Genomic DNA, 13,997 nt, shown 5'->3' with positions numbered 1-13,997 from the left:
AGATAAAATCAGCCGGCGTACAAATTTTAAGCTTTTGAGATTTTAATAGTTAAGTAGATGAAAGGCCAGATTTTTTAATCAGTATAAACAAAAAAAGCGCAGCCTTGGCTGCGCTTTTTGCAGGTTATAAAAGCTAAGATCAGCCTTTTTTCACCAGTACAGAAATTTTGTCTATACCCGCGATTTTCACCTGGTTCATCACTTCAACAACCACACCTTCCTCGGTGTCTTCTGCAGCCTGAATAGCAGCAGTGTCAGTATTATTTTCAGCCAGGAATGTTTGCGCATTAGCAACCACTCGGCGAATATCTACTTCTCGGCCACCCATAAAAATCTGACCGGTTTCGTCTATTCGAATAGAAAGCGATTTTGAGGGCTCGTTGTTATTCGACTGGTTGTCTTCCGGACGGCTAACGTCCAGGCTCTTCTCTTTAACAAAAGACGTGGTAACAATGAAGAAGATCAACATGATGAACACAATGTCCAACATGGGGGTCATGTCAACCTGAGCCTCGTCCTCAGTAGATGTATGCTTTTTTCTTTTCATCTTGTCTTCTTTCTTCTCTAAAGTTTGAACACACTAGTATACTGCCTGCTCACAAAAATTTTAACCTTTTTGTGAAAACTTGTGTGTCTGATTAACACTTGTTGCTGGCTAACACCCGTTTGTAAACACTCTATGAAGGTTTTCGGGCTATCGCTTTACCCAACTGATAAAAGTAACTCATCAATTGCTGGTTTACCTGAGATCGCAAATTACCATGAGGATAAATGCCAAGTCTAGCCTCTGTTGACATTTTTGTGCCCTGAACCAAAAACGCATTCTTAACCGACTGGTCCTGAATGCACGCTTCAAACGCCCGGGCCGCCATCTCCTGAGGCATAGCATAATAATATATTTTTAACGCGCGGTCAGCTTCCATAGATCGCTTTACATAATCGCTGGGGGATCCCTGATCGTTTAAAAATAATAATTTGAAGCAGCCGCAGAGTAAATGATTAAGCGGATGGTCAACCACTTGTACATCGTCTAACCAGGATTGAGAAGCGAAATGGCCGTGGTCGAGGCCCGCAAAGACCTTGCCGGCAATATAATGGTCAAAGGCGTGAAACCACTCATGTGCCAATGCACCACCGCCGGCATTTTTGGCCAGAGCCAACTGGCGCTTCTGGCTATTATAATGGGCGCTGCTGTGTTTTTGCCCGCCGCTACCAAATGCCAGTGCAAGTGAGCCATTAAGTGATATCACCGGTTCGGAGACTTGCAAAATATCGGCTAAATCATACAGAGCATCAAAAAATAAATTGGCCGCAAGTTGCTGTTCCTGAGGCGTTACCCAGCGTCCAACGGTGATACTGGCAAAGTTGAACAGTTTTCGAATATCCTGAAAACTGACATCCGCTCCATCCCGGTGGGAAGGGCCATTGCGAAAATATTCGCGATGCAGGCGACCTGAAACGCTCACTACTGTCCCAGTTCCTCAAGTAACTGATGGCACCAGGTTTCAATGCGTTCGTCAGTTAAATCGTACTGATTTTCGTCATCCAGGCTCAAACCCACAAAACTGCTTTTATCCTCAGTAAGGGCTTTGGACTGGGCGAATTCATAACCGGTATTTGGCCAGTAGCCTATAATAGTGCAGCCACTTGGCAGGATGGCATCGTGTAGCATGCCCAACGCATCCTGGAACCAGTCAGTGTACCCAATTTGGTCACCCAGACCGTAAAGCGCCACAATCTTATCACCCAGCGCGAGCTGATAAACTTCTTCCCAATGAGATTCCCAGTCTTCTTGCAGTTCACCAAAATCCCAGGTAGAGATGCCAAATATGAGAATATCGTATTGCTCACACTTGTTGAGATTCACCTCCTGAATATTGTGAATACTGACTACTTGTTCATCAAACAGGCTATTGAGTTGCGCCTGAATTTTTTCCGCGGCCATCTCTGTATAGCAGGTGGTAGAGCCATAAAATAAACCGATAGAAAGGGCAGGTTCGCTCATTATCTTTCTCTCTTTAATTGTTAATCGCTGTCGTGGCCAGGCGGAAATTCTACCGTGTCCTGGTCGCCACACAAAGCCCTGCAAATTACGGGTTCTTCGTCGCTTTGTAAAATGAGCTGGCCCACTGCACTGTGATTTAGCAATGTATCTGCGCCTTTTTCCTCCAGCGCCCGTGGACGGATTGACATTTGCCGGCGCCGGGTAAAGAAGTTCAGTGGGGAACGTCTGCCGTACAGCCAGCTGTTGAGCGTTTCCAGCTTTTGCAGCAGTTTGTCAGGGAAGGTATTTTTTAGTCCACTGCAAGTAAACTGAGTAATATGCGGGCTATTTCGGCTAAAGCGCAGGCGCACGTCGTAAACAAACGAGTAGTGTACATCGCCGGACAGGATAATAAATGACGGTGGCGTTTTGTAATGGCGGAAAATATTCAGTATCACATTGGCTGTACCCTTATGCGCCATCCAGTTTTCTGCATCCACAGTCAATGCCTTACCGAAGAAGGTAAAGATTTTTTGTACCGCTTCGATGAATTTCACCCCATAAATGGGGGCAGCAGAGACCACGATCACAGACTTTTTACCGATTATTTCCTGCTGAAACTCGCATAACGCTTCCCAGTCCATCAGACCGGAAGGTTTATTCAGGCTTGACTCCGAGCGCCAGCGACGGGTTCGTGTATCCAGTACACATAGTGGTGGTGACGTGTTCAGGGTGTAATGCCAGTGTTCAAAATCCAGCAATGTATCAATGAAGTCATCATGATTTTGCAGCCCCTGGTCGGTAAACTGCTGTTTGGCTGCAGTAAGGATAGCGTCAAACTTATTTGGCTGATTCCCCCAGCCCTGACAAAGCCAATAGCCAATTAATGCATTACCTACCATTCTGCGAGACAGCGGGTTTCCATAAACCTGCTCTTCCCAGCCGCGTGTCAGATTCCAGTCGTCAGTGACATCGTGATCATCAAAAATCATGTAGACAGGAATGTGCGCTAAGGCTCTTCTGACACGTTTTAGCCCTTGCGCAAACGCTTCAATTGCAGACTGTTCGTCAGCAAATTGACTTTGATACTTTTCAGCAACTCTGGTCTTATCCAGCGTAATATCTTTCCACAGTACATCGGACCATACCAGTAAATACATGGCGATGACTTCAGAGAGTGAAATTAGATGGTTGTGCGCATTGGTGGAGGTAAATACCGGCTTTTTCTTGGCCCCGAAAAATAATTTAGATAAGGCTGTATTCAGCTCAATTTGCGGCAGCAACTTTTCCCGCTCGTAGTAATTGGACGGATGCGCATTCAGCTGTGCGGTATTTTCGATAACCGCACCGTCTACATCTTCGTGAAACAACCCCAGTCGTTCTACTACCTGTTCAACAGCCTGAAGCATCGGGCCGGCCACATCATCACAATAAACCTGATCGCCGGTCATCAGCAGCATATCGGGGCGCGGGGTCTGTTCATTTTCTTCAGCAATCAGCGAATCGACGCGTAACAACGCATCATCAACCGGATGATGCGGTTTTCGACAGGAGCCGTGAAGCACATTGGAAAGCGTTGTTTGTAATCTGAAATTCAGAGCATGTTGATTTTCATAAAGCAGAGCGGGCAATTCTTTTTGCCACTGTTGCTGGACCTCACTATCGGCAAATGAAATAGCATATTCATACAACTTACCGGGCGTGAGTGGGTCAGTCATGACCATTGTGATTTGTTGAATATAGGCACATTCTCCCACCCTTATCTGGTGAGATTCGCACTGGCCTGCCACGGTCTGTTGCGCACTGACAGTAAGACTGGCCGCATTACTGTGAGAAGTCACCAGCCAGACCGTGACCGACTGCTGACTTACATGGCGCAAAATCGGCCCCGCGACAACACAGGGTAGGGATGAATTGCTGATAGCCGGGCTCCTCGTTTACAAAATATCAGACTGCTGAAGCTTACCGTCAGTGCCATCGTTCTGTCATCAGGCAATGTCATTAATAATGTTACGAAATTTACATCATAGGAGCACCATCGCTGATGCTGGCAGGCCTTTTCAGAAGATTTTTTCGTCCGGGTTGTGCAGACGCCGGAAAAAGGCGATGATCAATATTATTTCAGATTTAAGATTAGCAATGTCTATGAAGTATTCGGTATTTACATCTTTGCTCGGCCTTGTGCTGATGACAGGCTGCTCAGAGCCTGAACAGGCGAAAACGGCGTCGGCGAGTTCCCCGGAAACGCCGTCAACACTCTCTGTGCAAGGCCGCTGGATAACCGAAGCCGATGGGCAGATCATGCGTAATCCACAAACCTCAGGATTGTCTGTGTCTCAGGGCAGGCTGGTTTCAATTTCAGACGCCAGCGCGGACAGTGACCAACAGCGTAGGTTACATATAATCAATTCGGCCGACGCCACACTGTTACCCAAAACAGAAAAAATGCGTATCGGAAGTCGCGTCCGTCGCAGCTGTTTTTCTGATTATCTGGCCGATGCGCCTGATCTTGAGGCATTAGTCGCTGATCCCGAACAGCCGGATTATTTTTATACAGTAACCGAAGATGCCACCCGCACTGGTGCTCTGTCACCCCGGTGTCAAAAGCGTTACAAGGATACTGGCTCAACCGATTATCCAACGTTACTGGTCAGGATTGAGCGTACCAGTGAAGGCGACCTGTATATGTCCCGGGTGCGCCCATTGCAATTTTCCAGGCAGATGAAAGTGGGGGATTTTCCTAACGATGGCATTGAAGGTATGGCTCTGGCCCCCAATGGCACACTCTATCTGGCGCTGGAGAAGGATAGCGAGGGGCAGCCACGTATTTTTAGTGTCACCATGGATGACGATTTTTGGGACACCACCGACTTTATCAGTGTCGATGAGCCAGCGATACAGATGCCCCAATGGCAACAGGGGAACCATCCATTCAATGGGCTAGAGTACTATCATAATCCTGTGGATGAGCGCGGTTATTTGCTTGCGATGGCACGCAATGACGATGTTCTGTGGGTGCTTGATCCCATGGGCGAAAAGATGCCGCGAAAAATTTCCATGCAGTTTACAGCGCCAACGCTCAGCGACCAGTGTGACGCCCATGAGGTCATGGATAATGCATCAATTGAAGGGATCACCATCATGCAGGATAAATTATGGCTGATTAACGATCCCTGGAAAGTGAATTATATGAAAAACTTGCAGTGCCAAAGCAATCAAACACGCTATGAAGCGATGGCACCACTGTTATTTTCAGTTCCACTGAAAGCGCTTGGCTTTGATAAGCCAGCAGCCAGCTGACGTTATTTACGTAGCTTGTCGGCGAAGGTCTTTTTAAACTTCGCCAGCTTAGGCGCAAGTACCATGGCGCAATACTGGTTCTGGGGATTATTTTTGAAATAATCCTGATGGTAATCTTCGGCCTGGTGGTAGTTGTTTAACTCTACCACTTCGGTAACGACCGGGTTGGGCCAGATTTCATCACGATTAATTTCTTCGATAATCGCTTCTGCTTCGGCCTTTTGCGTATCGTCATGATAGAAAATTACGCTTCGGTATTGCGGCCCAACGTCATTGCCCTGACGGTCAAGCTGAGTGGGATCATGCAGAGCAAAAAATATTTCCAGAATGTCCCGGTAACTGATTACATCAGCATCATAATTTACCCGCACCACTTCAGCATGTCCGGTTGTACCAGAGCATACCGCTTTGTAGGTAGGCTCGTCAGTATGACCGCCTGCATAGCCTGAGAGCGCGCGTTCTACACCTTCTACATTGTTATAGGCAGACTCGATACACCAGAAGCAGCCGCCACCGAGCGTTGCCTGTTGAATATTTGCCATTTTATTTCTCCTGTTGCTTTACGCTCAACGTGGAGGCAAACCTATTACTTCACAAGTCATCCGGGCAAATAATTAATTCGTATAACATGGTTCCACTTCGCCAAAACTGTGCAGGTAATGATAATTTTCTACGATGGACATTGTCCGCTGTGTCGCACCGAGATGCGCCACTTACGCCATCATGACAAACACGCTGAAATTCAGTTTGAAGACATACAACAAGATGACTTTACCCAGCGTTATCCTGACTTAAACTGGGATGATTTAAATAATCGAATCCATGTCAGACAGCCTGACGGCACTATGATAGAAGGGCTGGATGCGACTCATGCTGCGTGGAAAAAGGTGGGTAAGGGATGGCTGTATGCACCACTGCGCTGGCCGGTTATTCGCCACGTGGCGGACAAGGCATACTTACTGTTTGCCAAACATCGTTACAAAATTTCTTACTGGGTAACGGGCCAGAAACGCGGATGCGAATGTGGAGGTAAAGATGAATGATGTAATAATTGTAATAGGTGCTTCTGGCGGTATTGGCCGCGAGCTAGTGAAACAACTGTCTGAAAAACACACTGACACGCCTGTTTATGCATTATCGCGCAAATCACAATCTGCTGATGTCGCCAGCAATGTCATCTGCGTCAATATGCGTACGGATGACGAGAAAGCCATTGACGACTTTTGTCGTCGCTTAGATGAGAATAATGAAAAAGTACGGACAGCTATTAGTACCGTTGGCATCCTTCACGGTGAGGTGGATGGTCACAATATAGAGCCGGAAAAGCGCCTGGAAGATATTTATAATGACCAGCTGCTCCGGTATTTTCACGTCAATAGTGTGGTGCCTACACTGTGGTTGAAGCATTTGGTGGATCGTATGAGTGATAACACCAGCCAGATCGTTTGCTTTAGCGCCCGGGTAGGCAGTATAAGTGACAATCAGCTGGGCGGCTGGTACGGCTATCGGGCTTCAAAAGCGGCGCTGAATATGTTGTTGAAAACCGCGGCGGTTGAATACGGGCGGCGGGCAAAATCTACCACCTTGCTGAGTTATCATCCGGGCACGGTGGATACCCGGCTTTCTGAACCCTTTCAACGTAATGTTAAGCCAGAAAAGCTGTTTTCGCCTGCGTTTACCGTATCCCAACTGTTGTCTGTATTGCCTGACCTTAGCGCCGAGCAAAGCCCTTATTTTCTCGACTGGGACCACAAAGTGGTAACCTGGTGATACGCTTAGCGCCGCCAAGAGTGCGCTATAACTCAAGACTTTTTCATTGACTGCTGTTACCATTTTGAACAACCTGGCCGGAGCGAGCCTGCGGGGCGTATGCCCAGTAATGACGTATCCTTAAAAACAAAAAAACAGGCCGGGAAAAACAAAACAACAAATAACAAACGTTGAGGGGAAGCTGTATATGAGCGGCGCCAGAGAACAGTTCGGATCGCGCCTCGGTTTTATTCTTGCTGCAGCAGGATCAGCCGTGGGCATAGGAAACCTCGTGGGATTTCCAGTAGGAGCAGCGAAAAACGGTGGGGGTGCATTTTTACTGATGTATGCCATATTTGTTTTTGCTATTTGTTTGCCCGTAATGCTGGCCGAAATGACCGTAGGGCGGCATGCTCGCAAAGACCCATTGGGCAGCTACAATGAACTTAGTGGCAACAAAACCGGCTGGAAAATTGCCGGGTGGCTATCAATTCTCACGCCTTTCATGATCGCGGTGTTTTATCTGGTTATTACCGTGTGGATATTTGGTTATTTGTTTGAAGCGGTCACGGGCGACCTGGATGTATTGGCGAGCCCGGAAACATTCGGTAACTTTATTAACTCTCCCAAAATATTTTTGTACATGGCCGGTGTGGCGGGCGTGGTTTACCTCATTTTGCAAGGTGGGGTGAAAGAAGGTATCGAAAAAGCAGCCAAACTGCTCATGCCTTCATTATTTATTATGCTATTGGTGCTGGTGATTTTTGTACTTACCCGAGATAACGCCATGGCCGGTGTGGAATTCTATCTGATTCCAGACTTTAGCAAAATCAATGCCTCCGTAATTAATGGGGCGCTTGCTCAGGCGTTTTTCTCATTATCTCTGGGTATGGGAATTATGATTACTTATGGCAGTTATATCGCTAAAGAAGCCGATGTGCCCAACTCTGCTAAGCTGGTGGCGATAACTGACACAGCGGTAGCTTTTACCGCGGGCCTGATGATTTTGCCGGCAATCTTTTCTTTTAATCCCGACACAAATCCTGCTGAATTAAGCGACTCGTCTATCGGTATGATTTTTACATTCCTGCCAAAGATATTTCTGGCGATGCAAACCAGTATTGGGTATCTGGGCGCATCAATTGTAGCCAGCGTATTCTTTTTACTGGTATTTTTTGCCGCAATTACATCGCTGGTGTCGATTTTTGAAGTACCGGTTGCTGCTCTAATGGATGAAAAGGGCGTGAGTCGGAAAAAGGCATTGGGTCTGTTGGGGATCCTACTGATAGCGCTTGGCTGCTTCTGCGCTCTGTCGTTTGGCTTTGTGGATTTCTTTACCTCATTTACCACCTATGCCGGAACATCTAAATCATTTTTTGATGTGATATACGATGTTTTCTACGACACTATTTTACCGCTCAACGGCTTTTTGATATGTATATTTGTTATTTATCGATGGAAGCGCCATAACTTCAATGAGGCTTTGCACGAAGGCGCTCCCAACTATAAAGGTAGCCTTTTTGAACGCTATGTGGATATATCCCTTGGCACCTTTATTCCGGTAATACTGTTAGCCATTTTCATCAACACAGTATGTCTGAAATACTTCGACTACTCGTTGTATGCAGGCATTTCGTCACTGTTTAGTTAAAGCATGTCATAGGGGCTGGCAAATGTTGGCGTCAGCCCCAGTTTCTGCCAGCTTTTGTGCGCATCGATGGTCTTACCGCTTGGGGCTAATGTGCTGTAATCCGGATTAAATTCAGGTGGCGGCAGTGACCAGTGCAGTGCGTAATCGCGGTAATAATCCCCTCTTTTGGGGTGTTCATTGCTACACAGGTGAAATATCTCACCATAGCGGGGTTTAGCAAGCCAGTGGTTGATTGCCCGACAAACATCTTCACCATGGACAAGATTCACTACCTGTTCACCTTTGTCCATTTGACGTCCGGCCAGAAAGCGGCCCGGGTGCCGTGACGGTCCAACCAAACCAGCTAATCTAAAGACTGCTGATTGCTGGCGGTAATGCTCCATAAGATGATTTTCGATAGCCACATGGGCTTTGCCAGAAGGGGTGACCGCATCAGTGGGAGTTTCTTCGGTGACCGTTGTATCCTGTTCCCCATAAACCGCTGTGGTACTGATGAAAATCAGACGTTGCGCGCCACAGGAAAAAAAATCGTCGATAAGGGCTAACATTGCTGGCAGGAAATTCGGATCCAGATGCTTTTTACGTGCGCCAGGCGGGATATTGAGGACCACCGTACTACCACTGGCTGCCTGGGCAATTGGAGCGGAATTGTCGCCTAAGTAAAATTGCAAAGGTCTGACATTGTAATCAGACAATGCAGCAAAGTTATCAGCACTTTGTGTCGTTCCAATCAGCGTGGCATCAGGATTGGCGGCAGCCAGTTGTTTACCCAGCCAGCCGCATCCGCAAAGAGTGAGTGTAGTCATGCTATTCAACGCTCGTCAGTTGTACTGATATCCTAGCATGTTTACAGCGTTTGCTTACATACGATCACTGTCGTATTTGATATTCAGCAAATCAAGCTCTTCGAGTCCGGGAATGGAGGCTTGCATGCGGCCTTCAGCTTTATCAGCCTCACGCAGTACCCGACATAGCGTTTCAGCCTGGTCTTCAATGGTTTCAGCTTTGCTCTCCAGTTGCTCTTCGAGGTTTTCCGCGAAGTTTTCCATGCGTGTTTCAAAATCATCCATGTCGCCGTCACCACTCATTATTTGAGAGCCAATTGCCACTAGCAGCTTACCGGTGGCTTCAGTAACCATGTCCTCAATACGTTCTTCGAATTTGCTCTCCCAGGTGCTGTCAAACCAGCCATCGCCGTCAAAATCATTTTTGGTAACCCGGATACTGCCGTTGTCGGTATAAAAATGGTTTTCCATCTCACTGCGCATATCGCTCAGGGTTGCTTTAAAGTCAGTTACCATTGAATCATCCGGACCCAACAACTTGCCGAATACTTCGCCCACAGCGGTGCCGGCCAGTTCGATGCTGTCTGAAACAAGGTTAACGGTCATGGGTACCGCTTCATCAATAGCTTCGCGATAGTCTTCTACATCATCCTGCTGATCGTCGTTCAATAAAACCGTTTGGCCATCCAGAGTCAGCGTATTGTCGGGTGAAATCTTCATAATGCGACCATTGTCCATCTCAACCGTGATCAGTTTATCGTTGTACTCAAGATTCCCCTGAATATCGACATTACATTCGTTGTCATGTGCCATTGCGGTAGTCGAAAGTAGTGTTGATAGCGCTAGTGTTAATGTGCGAAGTTTCATTTCATATCCTTTTTAACAAACCCATTTTCAGGATTACAGAGCACGTGACGTGCCATATTTAAAAGCTATAATTATCAAAGGTATACGTTTCTGTTCAATGTGAGAGGTTGATAGTGAGCGAATAAGTTGGCCAAATTCACTAAATTGTGAAATTTTGCGCTAACGCAAAAAACATAAAGATTTCACTCGGTAAAATATTAAAATTAACTACGATAGTGCATAATAAAGCACCAATATTAATGAGTTAGATGCACGTCTGGTCGTGCTTTTACATGTGAGGCAGATTTATGAGTGAGTGGATAGGTGCCATAGGCTTTGGTATAGGATTGCTGGCTTTTGTACTGGGCATGACCAGTATAATTATGGGATTTATGGGTGGCGGAGCGGGCGCAAAAGGTATGCAACATAAGATCGAATATGGTTTTTTTGGTATATCAGGGCTGGTGGTCTCATTACTTATGGGTTACGCACTCGCCTGATCAGAAGCGCGACGCGTTCACGCGTCGCTCTTTTGCTTGTCAGGCTCGTCGGTCATTTTGTATTGGTCAAGTTGTTTAGCCGGCATCGCCCGGTTTGCGTTCCAGGCAAGTAAGTGACTGTCCCGCTGATAGGCACGAAGATCGAATAAATCCAACATTGCCATTACGTGGTCGAAAATTTCAGCTTGTATGCTTTCGTAATCCACCCAGGCTTTTTCGGTACAAAAGCAGTACAGCTCAAGCGGTATCCCCAATTCAGTAGGCGGTAACTGCCTAACCATAATGGTCATGGTGTGGTTAACCTTCGGATGTTGATTAAGATACGCGGTGAGATAAGCGCGAAATGTCCCTATGTTGGTCAGCTTACGACTGTTGAGTAAATCGGTTTCATCAATGTTCTCGTCTTTGTGGTAAGCCCTGAGCTCTTCCATCTTGCCATTGATATAGTCGGTAAGACGGCGGATTTTGGCGAAGCGGGAAAGCATAGCTTTATCGCAAAGACGCACCGAGTGAATATCTATGTGGATCGCCCGCTTAATCCGCCGGCCGCCCGACTCCTGCATACCGCGCCAATTGCGAACAGCTTCATTCGTTAATGAGTAAGTAGGCAGCGTTGAAATGGTCATGTCCCAGTTCTGTACTTTTACATTGGTCAGGCCTATCTCTCTGATTTCGCCATCCACCTCAAACTTTGTAATTTGAATCCAGTCGCCGTTTTTGAACATGCGGTTGGCGGCAATTTGGATACCCGCCACGAAACCTAATATGGTATCGCGGAAAATAAGCAATAGCACCGCTGCCAACGCTGTAACACCGGATAAAATAAACAGTGGATTACGTTCGATGATGATGGAAACGCACGACAGCAACACAATAATCGTAAAGATAAGCTTTGCAACCTGAATGAAGCCGGTAATGGGCGCACGGTTAGCCAGGTAGGAAGCGTTATACATGTCTTCCAGAGTAGACAGCACAGCAAATATCGCGAGCAGCGCCACCATCATCATATACAGCAAAGATAGCTTGATCAGGAGTCCGAAAAAGGCGCTTTCTTCCTGAATCAGAACGGGTGTGAACGAGAAAATGATAAGTGCCGGTACCAGGTGAACCAGACGTCTGAAAAAGCCATGCCTGTAAAGAGCATCATCCCAGCCGCTGCGCGTTCGTTTAACCAGCCGCTCAATATAAAGCCGAAACACAATCCGAATAGGCAGATAAATGGCCATGGCAGCAAGCACAATCGTACCTGTCGCAATCAGATTGAAAAGCGGGTCATCTGGGGTCACCGAAGGCAACAATTTATGTATTACTGTCAGGAATAAATCCCGGGCCGATTCACTTAAATCCACGCTATTTCTCCATAAATTGTTTAATACGCTGGTCTTTATCCTGCCACAACCGGTTCAGCCAGCTTTGGAACTGACTTTTAAACTGTTCATCCTGAAAGTAATCGCCCTTTATATGTGGTGGCACTTCAAGCACGTTGACGTCAATAACGATACGTCGCATTTTGCCGCTGAGCATAGCCATCATCGGATGTTTGCGGTTATCCGGGTACAGCAGTGAAATATCCAGAATGTTGGTAAACAGATCACCCATTGTCGCCATGGTAAATGCAATACCACCGGCTTTAGGCGGAAGTAATGTTGTATATACACTTTGTTTCGCTGCATGTTTGGCCGGCGTAAACCGGGTGCCTTCGACAAAGTTAATGACGGTAGTTGGTGTTTCGATAAACCGTTCGCAATACCGGCGCGTGGTTTCAATATCCTTTCCGGCCAAATGCGGGTTTCGGGCGACATAGTCTCGCGAGTAACGTCGCATAAATGGCATATCCAGTGCCCAGGCGCCCAGCCCAACAAATGGCAGCCAGATAAGCTCTTTTTTCAGGAAAAATTTAGGCGCGGGAAAGCGACCGGCGGCAAGCTCAATGAGCACAATGATATCCAGGTAGCTCAAATGATTAGCGACAATAAGGTACCAGCTTTGCGATGAAACTGGGGCACTGAAGCGGCGCTCTATAGTGACAGGATTGAAAAAATAGATCATCCAGACACTTATTTTGCTAAACGCAAACATACAAAAATGCATGACGCTGGCAAGTGCGTGCCGAAAGCGCTTAAAGGGCACTAAAAGCTTTAGTAACCCCAGGCCGATAATCACCGAACCCCATAGCGCCAGATTTAAAATTTGCAGCGTGGTATGAAGCACGAAGATAAAAGGGGCAAGTACATCTCTTAACATAATATTTATGAATTTAGTGTTTTCAGTAACGCGTCTTTTTCAGCCCAGCGGCTGTTGAGCCATTGCTGAAACTGTGCGCGTTGTTCAGGGTCAGAAAAGTAGGAGTCACTGAAAAAGCCGCCCTCTACAATTTCTTTGATCGGCATCACCGATACCTCTACCCGAACCTGCTTTACTTTGCCACTGACAAAGTCCCAGAAAGAGGGGACACCATCAGGATAGTCAATGGTAACATCAACCAGTTTGTGCAACTGGTCACCCATGGCAGAAAGCACAAATGCAATACCACCGGCGCGGGGTTTTAACAGATGCTCGAAAGGCGAAGCCTGCGCATCATGCTTGGCTTTGGTGTAACGTGTGCCTTCGACAAAGTTCATAATGCTGACCGGTTTATAGCGAAATTTCTCACAGGCGCGGCGCGTGGTTTCCATATCCTTGCCTTTCATGTGTGGATTTTTAGCGAGAAACGTTTTGGTATAACGACGCATGAATGGAAAATCCAGCGCCCACCACGCCAGTCCAAGAATAGGTACCCAAATGAGCTCTTTTTTCAAAAAAAACTTTAAAAACGGTATCCTGCGGTTGAAAACCCGTTGGAGCACCAAAATATCGACCCACGACTGATGATTGGCAATTACCAGATACCAGTCGTGAAGCGTCAACTGATCAAGGCCATTGACGTGCCATGTCGTGTTGCTTAACAAACGCTGATTCAAATTGTTTACGCCTATCCAGGCGGTGGCACAGTTATCCAGCAGATAAGTAATGAACCGCTGCCACCATGACACAGGAATCAGTTTGCAAACCGAAAACAGAATAATGGGCGTGGCCCACACAACAGTATTGATAAAATAAATTGTTACCGAAACAACGCCAAGTAAATGATGGCTAAGGTTTTTGAGCATGGCATTCACCTCTTTTATTTGGCGCTTAGTGTA

At 46.8% G+C, this 13,997-nt stretch carries 15 protein-coding genes; 5 read left to right on the top strand and 10 right to left on the bottom strand.

Annotated elements, in window-relative coordinates:
* Positions 1-139: 139 nt before the first annotated feature.
* The 4 genes from F458_RS0112495 to F458_RS0112480 all read right to left on the bottom strand — a co-directional run bounded on the left by F458_RS0112495 (position 140) and on the right by F458_RS0112480 (position 3,906).
* The gene (locus F458_RS0112495; RefSeq protein WP_018983770.1) at positions 140-547 is read right to left on the bottom strand and encodes an ExbD/TolR family protein; all 408 of its coding nucleotides are present in this window, start codon (positions 545-547) and stop codon (positions 140-142) included.
* A gap of 130 nt (positions 548-677) precedes the next feature.
* Positions 678-1,466: a CLCA_X family protein gene (locus F458_RS0112490; RefSeq protein ID WP_018983769.1), complete on the bottom strand. Its 789-nt coding sequence runs from the start codon at positions 1,464-1,466 to the stop codon at positions 678-680.
* A complete protein-coding gene (fldB, locus tag F458_RS0112485; RefSeq protein ID WP_018983768.1) occupies positions 1,466-2,005 on the bottom strand; it encodes a flavodoxin FldB in 540 nt (179 codons plus the stop codon). The genes F458_RS0112490 and fldB overlap by 1 nt, the downstream gene beginning before the upstream one ends.
* Positions 2,006-2,025: 20 nt before the next feature.
* Complete coding sequence (locus F458_RS0112480) at positions 2,026-3,906, bottom strand: DUF7800 domain-containing protein (protein WP_040610443.1); 1,881 nt, start codon at positions 3,904-3,906, stop codon at positions 2,026-2,028.
* A 184-nt stretch (positions 3,907-4,090) separates the two neighbouring features.
* On the opposite strand from F458_RS0112480, the gene F458_RS0112475 reads away from it, so the two are divergent.
* Positions 4,091-5,284, top strand: coding sequence for a hypothetical protein (locus tag F458_RS0112475; RefSeq protein WP_018983766.1), 1,194 nt, complete (start codon positions 4,091-4,093; stop codon positions 5,282-5,284).
* Between the two features lie 2 nt (positions 5,285-5,286).
* Here the strand turns inward: F458_RS0112475 and msrA are convergent, their stop codons facing one another.
* Positions 5,287-5,826, bottom strand: a complete 540-nt coding sequence (gene msrA / locus F458_RS0112470) for a peptide-methionine (S)-S-oxide reductase MsrA (protein ID WP_018983765.1) — start codon at positions 5,824-5,826, stop codon at positions 5,287-5,289.
* Positions 5,827-5,943: 117 nt separating this feature from the next.
* On the opposite strand from msrA, the gene F458_RS0112465 reads away from it, so the two are divergent.
* The 3 genes from F458_RS0112465 (at position 5,944) to F458_RS0112455 (ending at position 8,684) form a co-directional block, all read left to right on the top strand.
* Positions 5,944-6,327 carry a thiol-disulfide oxidoreductase DCC family protein gene (locus F458_RS0112465; protein ID WP_026294666.1) on the top strand — a complete coding sequence of 128 codons (384 nt, stop codon included), beginning with the start codon at positions 5,944-5,946 and terminating at the stop codon, positions 6,325-6,327.
* Positions 6,320-7,054: an SDR family NAD(P)-dependent oxidoreductase gene (locus F458_RS0112460; RefSeq protein WP_018983763.1), complete on the top strand. Its 735-nt coding sequence runs from the start codon at positions 6,320-6,322 to the stop codon at positions 7,052-7,054. Before F458_RS0112465 ends, F458_RS0112460 begins: the two co-directional genes overlap by 8 nt.
* 187 nt (positions 7,055-7,241) lie before the next feature.
* Positions 7,242-8,684, top strand: coding sequence for a sodium-dependent transporter (locus F458_RS0112455; RefSeq protein ID WP_018983762.1), 1,443 nt, complete (start codon positions 7,242-7,244; stop codon positions 8,682-8,684).
* On the opposite strand, the gene F458_RS0112450 is transcribed toward F458_RS0112455, so the two are convergent.
* Together F458_RS0112450 and F458_RS0112445 are read right to left on the bottom strand one after the other, a co-directional pair.
* Complete coding sequence (locus tag F458_RS0112450; protein ID WP_018983761.1) at positions 8,681-9,490, bottom strand: NAD-dependent epimerase/dehydratase family protein; 810 nt, start codon at positions 9,488-9,490, stop codon at positions 8,681-8,683. The two genes, F458_RS0112455 and F458_RS0112450, sit on opposite strands and share 4 nt — an antisense overlap.
* A gap of 54 nt (positions 9,491-9,544) precedes the next feature.
* A complete protein-coding gene (locus F458_RS0112445) occupies positions 9,545-10,336 on the bottom strand; it encodes a DUF2884 family protein (protein WP_018983760.1) in 792 nt (263 codons plus the stop codon).
* A gap of 287 nt (positions 10,337-10,623) precedes the next feature.
* On the opposite strand from F458_RS0112445, the gene F458_RS0112440 reads away from it, so the two are divergent.
* Entirely contained in the window at positions 10,624-10,815 is a 192-nt protein-coding gene (locus F458_RS0112440) for a hypothetical protein (protein ID WP_018983759.1), read from the top strand.
* A gap of 17 nt (positions 10,816-10,832) precedes the next feature.
* Here F458_RS0112440 and F458_RS0112435 read toward each other — a convergent pair whose 3' ends face one another.
* The 3 genes from F458_RS0112435 to F458_RS0112425 are packed head-to-tail and all read right to left on the bottom strand — an operon-like array spanning position 10,833 to position 13,964.
* Entirely contained in the window at positions 10,833-12,164 is a 1,332-nt protein-coding gene (locus F458_RS0112435; RefSeq protein ID WP_018983758.1) for a mechanosensitive ion channel family protein, read from the bottom strand.
* Position 12,165: 1 nt separating this feature from the next.
* A complete protein-coding gene (locus F458_RS0112430; protein WP_018983757.1) occupies positions 12,166-13,059 on the bottom strand; it encodes an acyltransferase in 894 nt (297 codons plus the stop codon).
* A 5-nt stretch (positions 13,060-13,064) separates the two neighbouring features.
* Entirely contained in the window at positions 13,065-13,964 is a 900-nt protein-coding gene (locus F458_RS0112425) for an acyltransferase (protein WP_026294665.1), read from the bottom strand.
* Positions 13,965-13,997 lie beyond the last annotated feature (33 nt).

It is taken from the genome of Salinimonas chungwhensis DSM 16280, from assembly GCF_000378185.1.
In the GTDB taxonomy this organism is placed as follows: domain Bacteria; phylum Pseudomonadota; class Gammaproteobacteria; order Enterobacterales; family Alteromonadaceae; genus Alteromonas; species Alteromonas chungwhensis.
Note: the sequence above shows the minus strand (reverse complement) of the source record. Positions and strands in the feature narration are given on the sequence as shown.

Bases quoted from the DNA above. Each gene is read 5' to 3' on its own strand.
- F458_RS0112495 (WP_018983770.1), bottom strand. From the start codon at position 547: ATGAAAAGAAAAAAGCATACATCTACTGAGGACGAGGCTCAGGTTGAC.
- fldB (WP_018983768.1), bottom strand. From the start codon at position 2,005: ATGAGCGAACCTGCCCTTTCTATCGGTTTATTTTATGGCTCTACCACC.
- F458_RS0112475 (WP_018983766.1), top strand. From the start codon at position 4,091: ATGATCAATATTATTTCAGATTTAAGATTAGCAATGTCTATGAAGTAT.
- msrA (WP_018983765.1), bottom strand. From the start codon at position 5,826: ATGGCAAATATTCAACAGGCAACGCTCGGTGGCGGCTGCTTCTGGTGT.
- F458_RS0112465 (WP_026294666.1), top strand. From the start codon at position 5,944: ATGATAATTTTCTACGATGGACATTGTCCGCTGTGTCGCACCGAGATG.
- F458_RS0112460 (WP_018983763.1), top strand. From the start codon at position 6,320: ATGAATGATGTAATAATTGTAATAGGTGCTTCTGGCGGTATTGGCCGC.
- F458_RS0112455 (WP_018983762.1), top strand. From the start codon at position 7,242: ATGAGCGGCGCCAGAGAACAGTTCGGATCGCGCCTCGGTTTTATTCTT.
- F458_RS0112450 (WP_018983761.1), bottom strand. From the start codon at position 9,490: ATGACTACACTCACTCTTTGCGGATGCGGCTGGCTGGGTAAACAACTG.
- F458_RS0112445 (WP_018983760.1), bottom strand. From the start codon at position 10,336: ATGAAACTTCGCACATTAACACTAGCGCTATCAACACTACTTTCGACT.
- F458_RS0112440 (WP_018983759.1), top strand. From the start codon at position 10,624: ATGAGTGAGTGGATAGGTGCCATAGGCTTTGGTATAGGATTGCTGGCT.
- F458_RS0112430 (WP_018983757.1), bottom strand. From the start codon at position 13,059: ATGTTAAGAGATGTACTTGCCCCTTTTATCTTCGTGCTTCATACCACG.
- F458_RS0112425 (WP_026294665.1), bottom strand. From the start codon at position 13,964: ATGCTCAAAAACCTTAGCCATCATTTACTTGGCGTTGTTTCGGTAACA.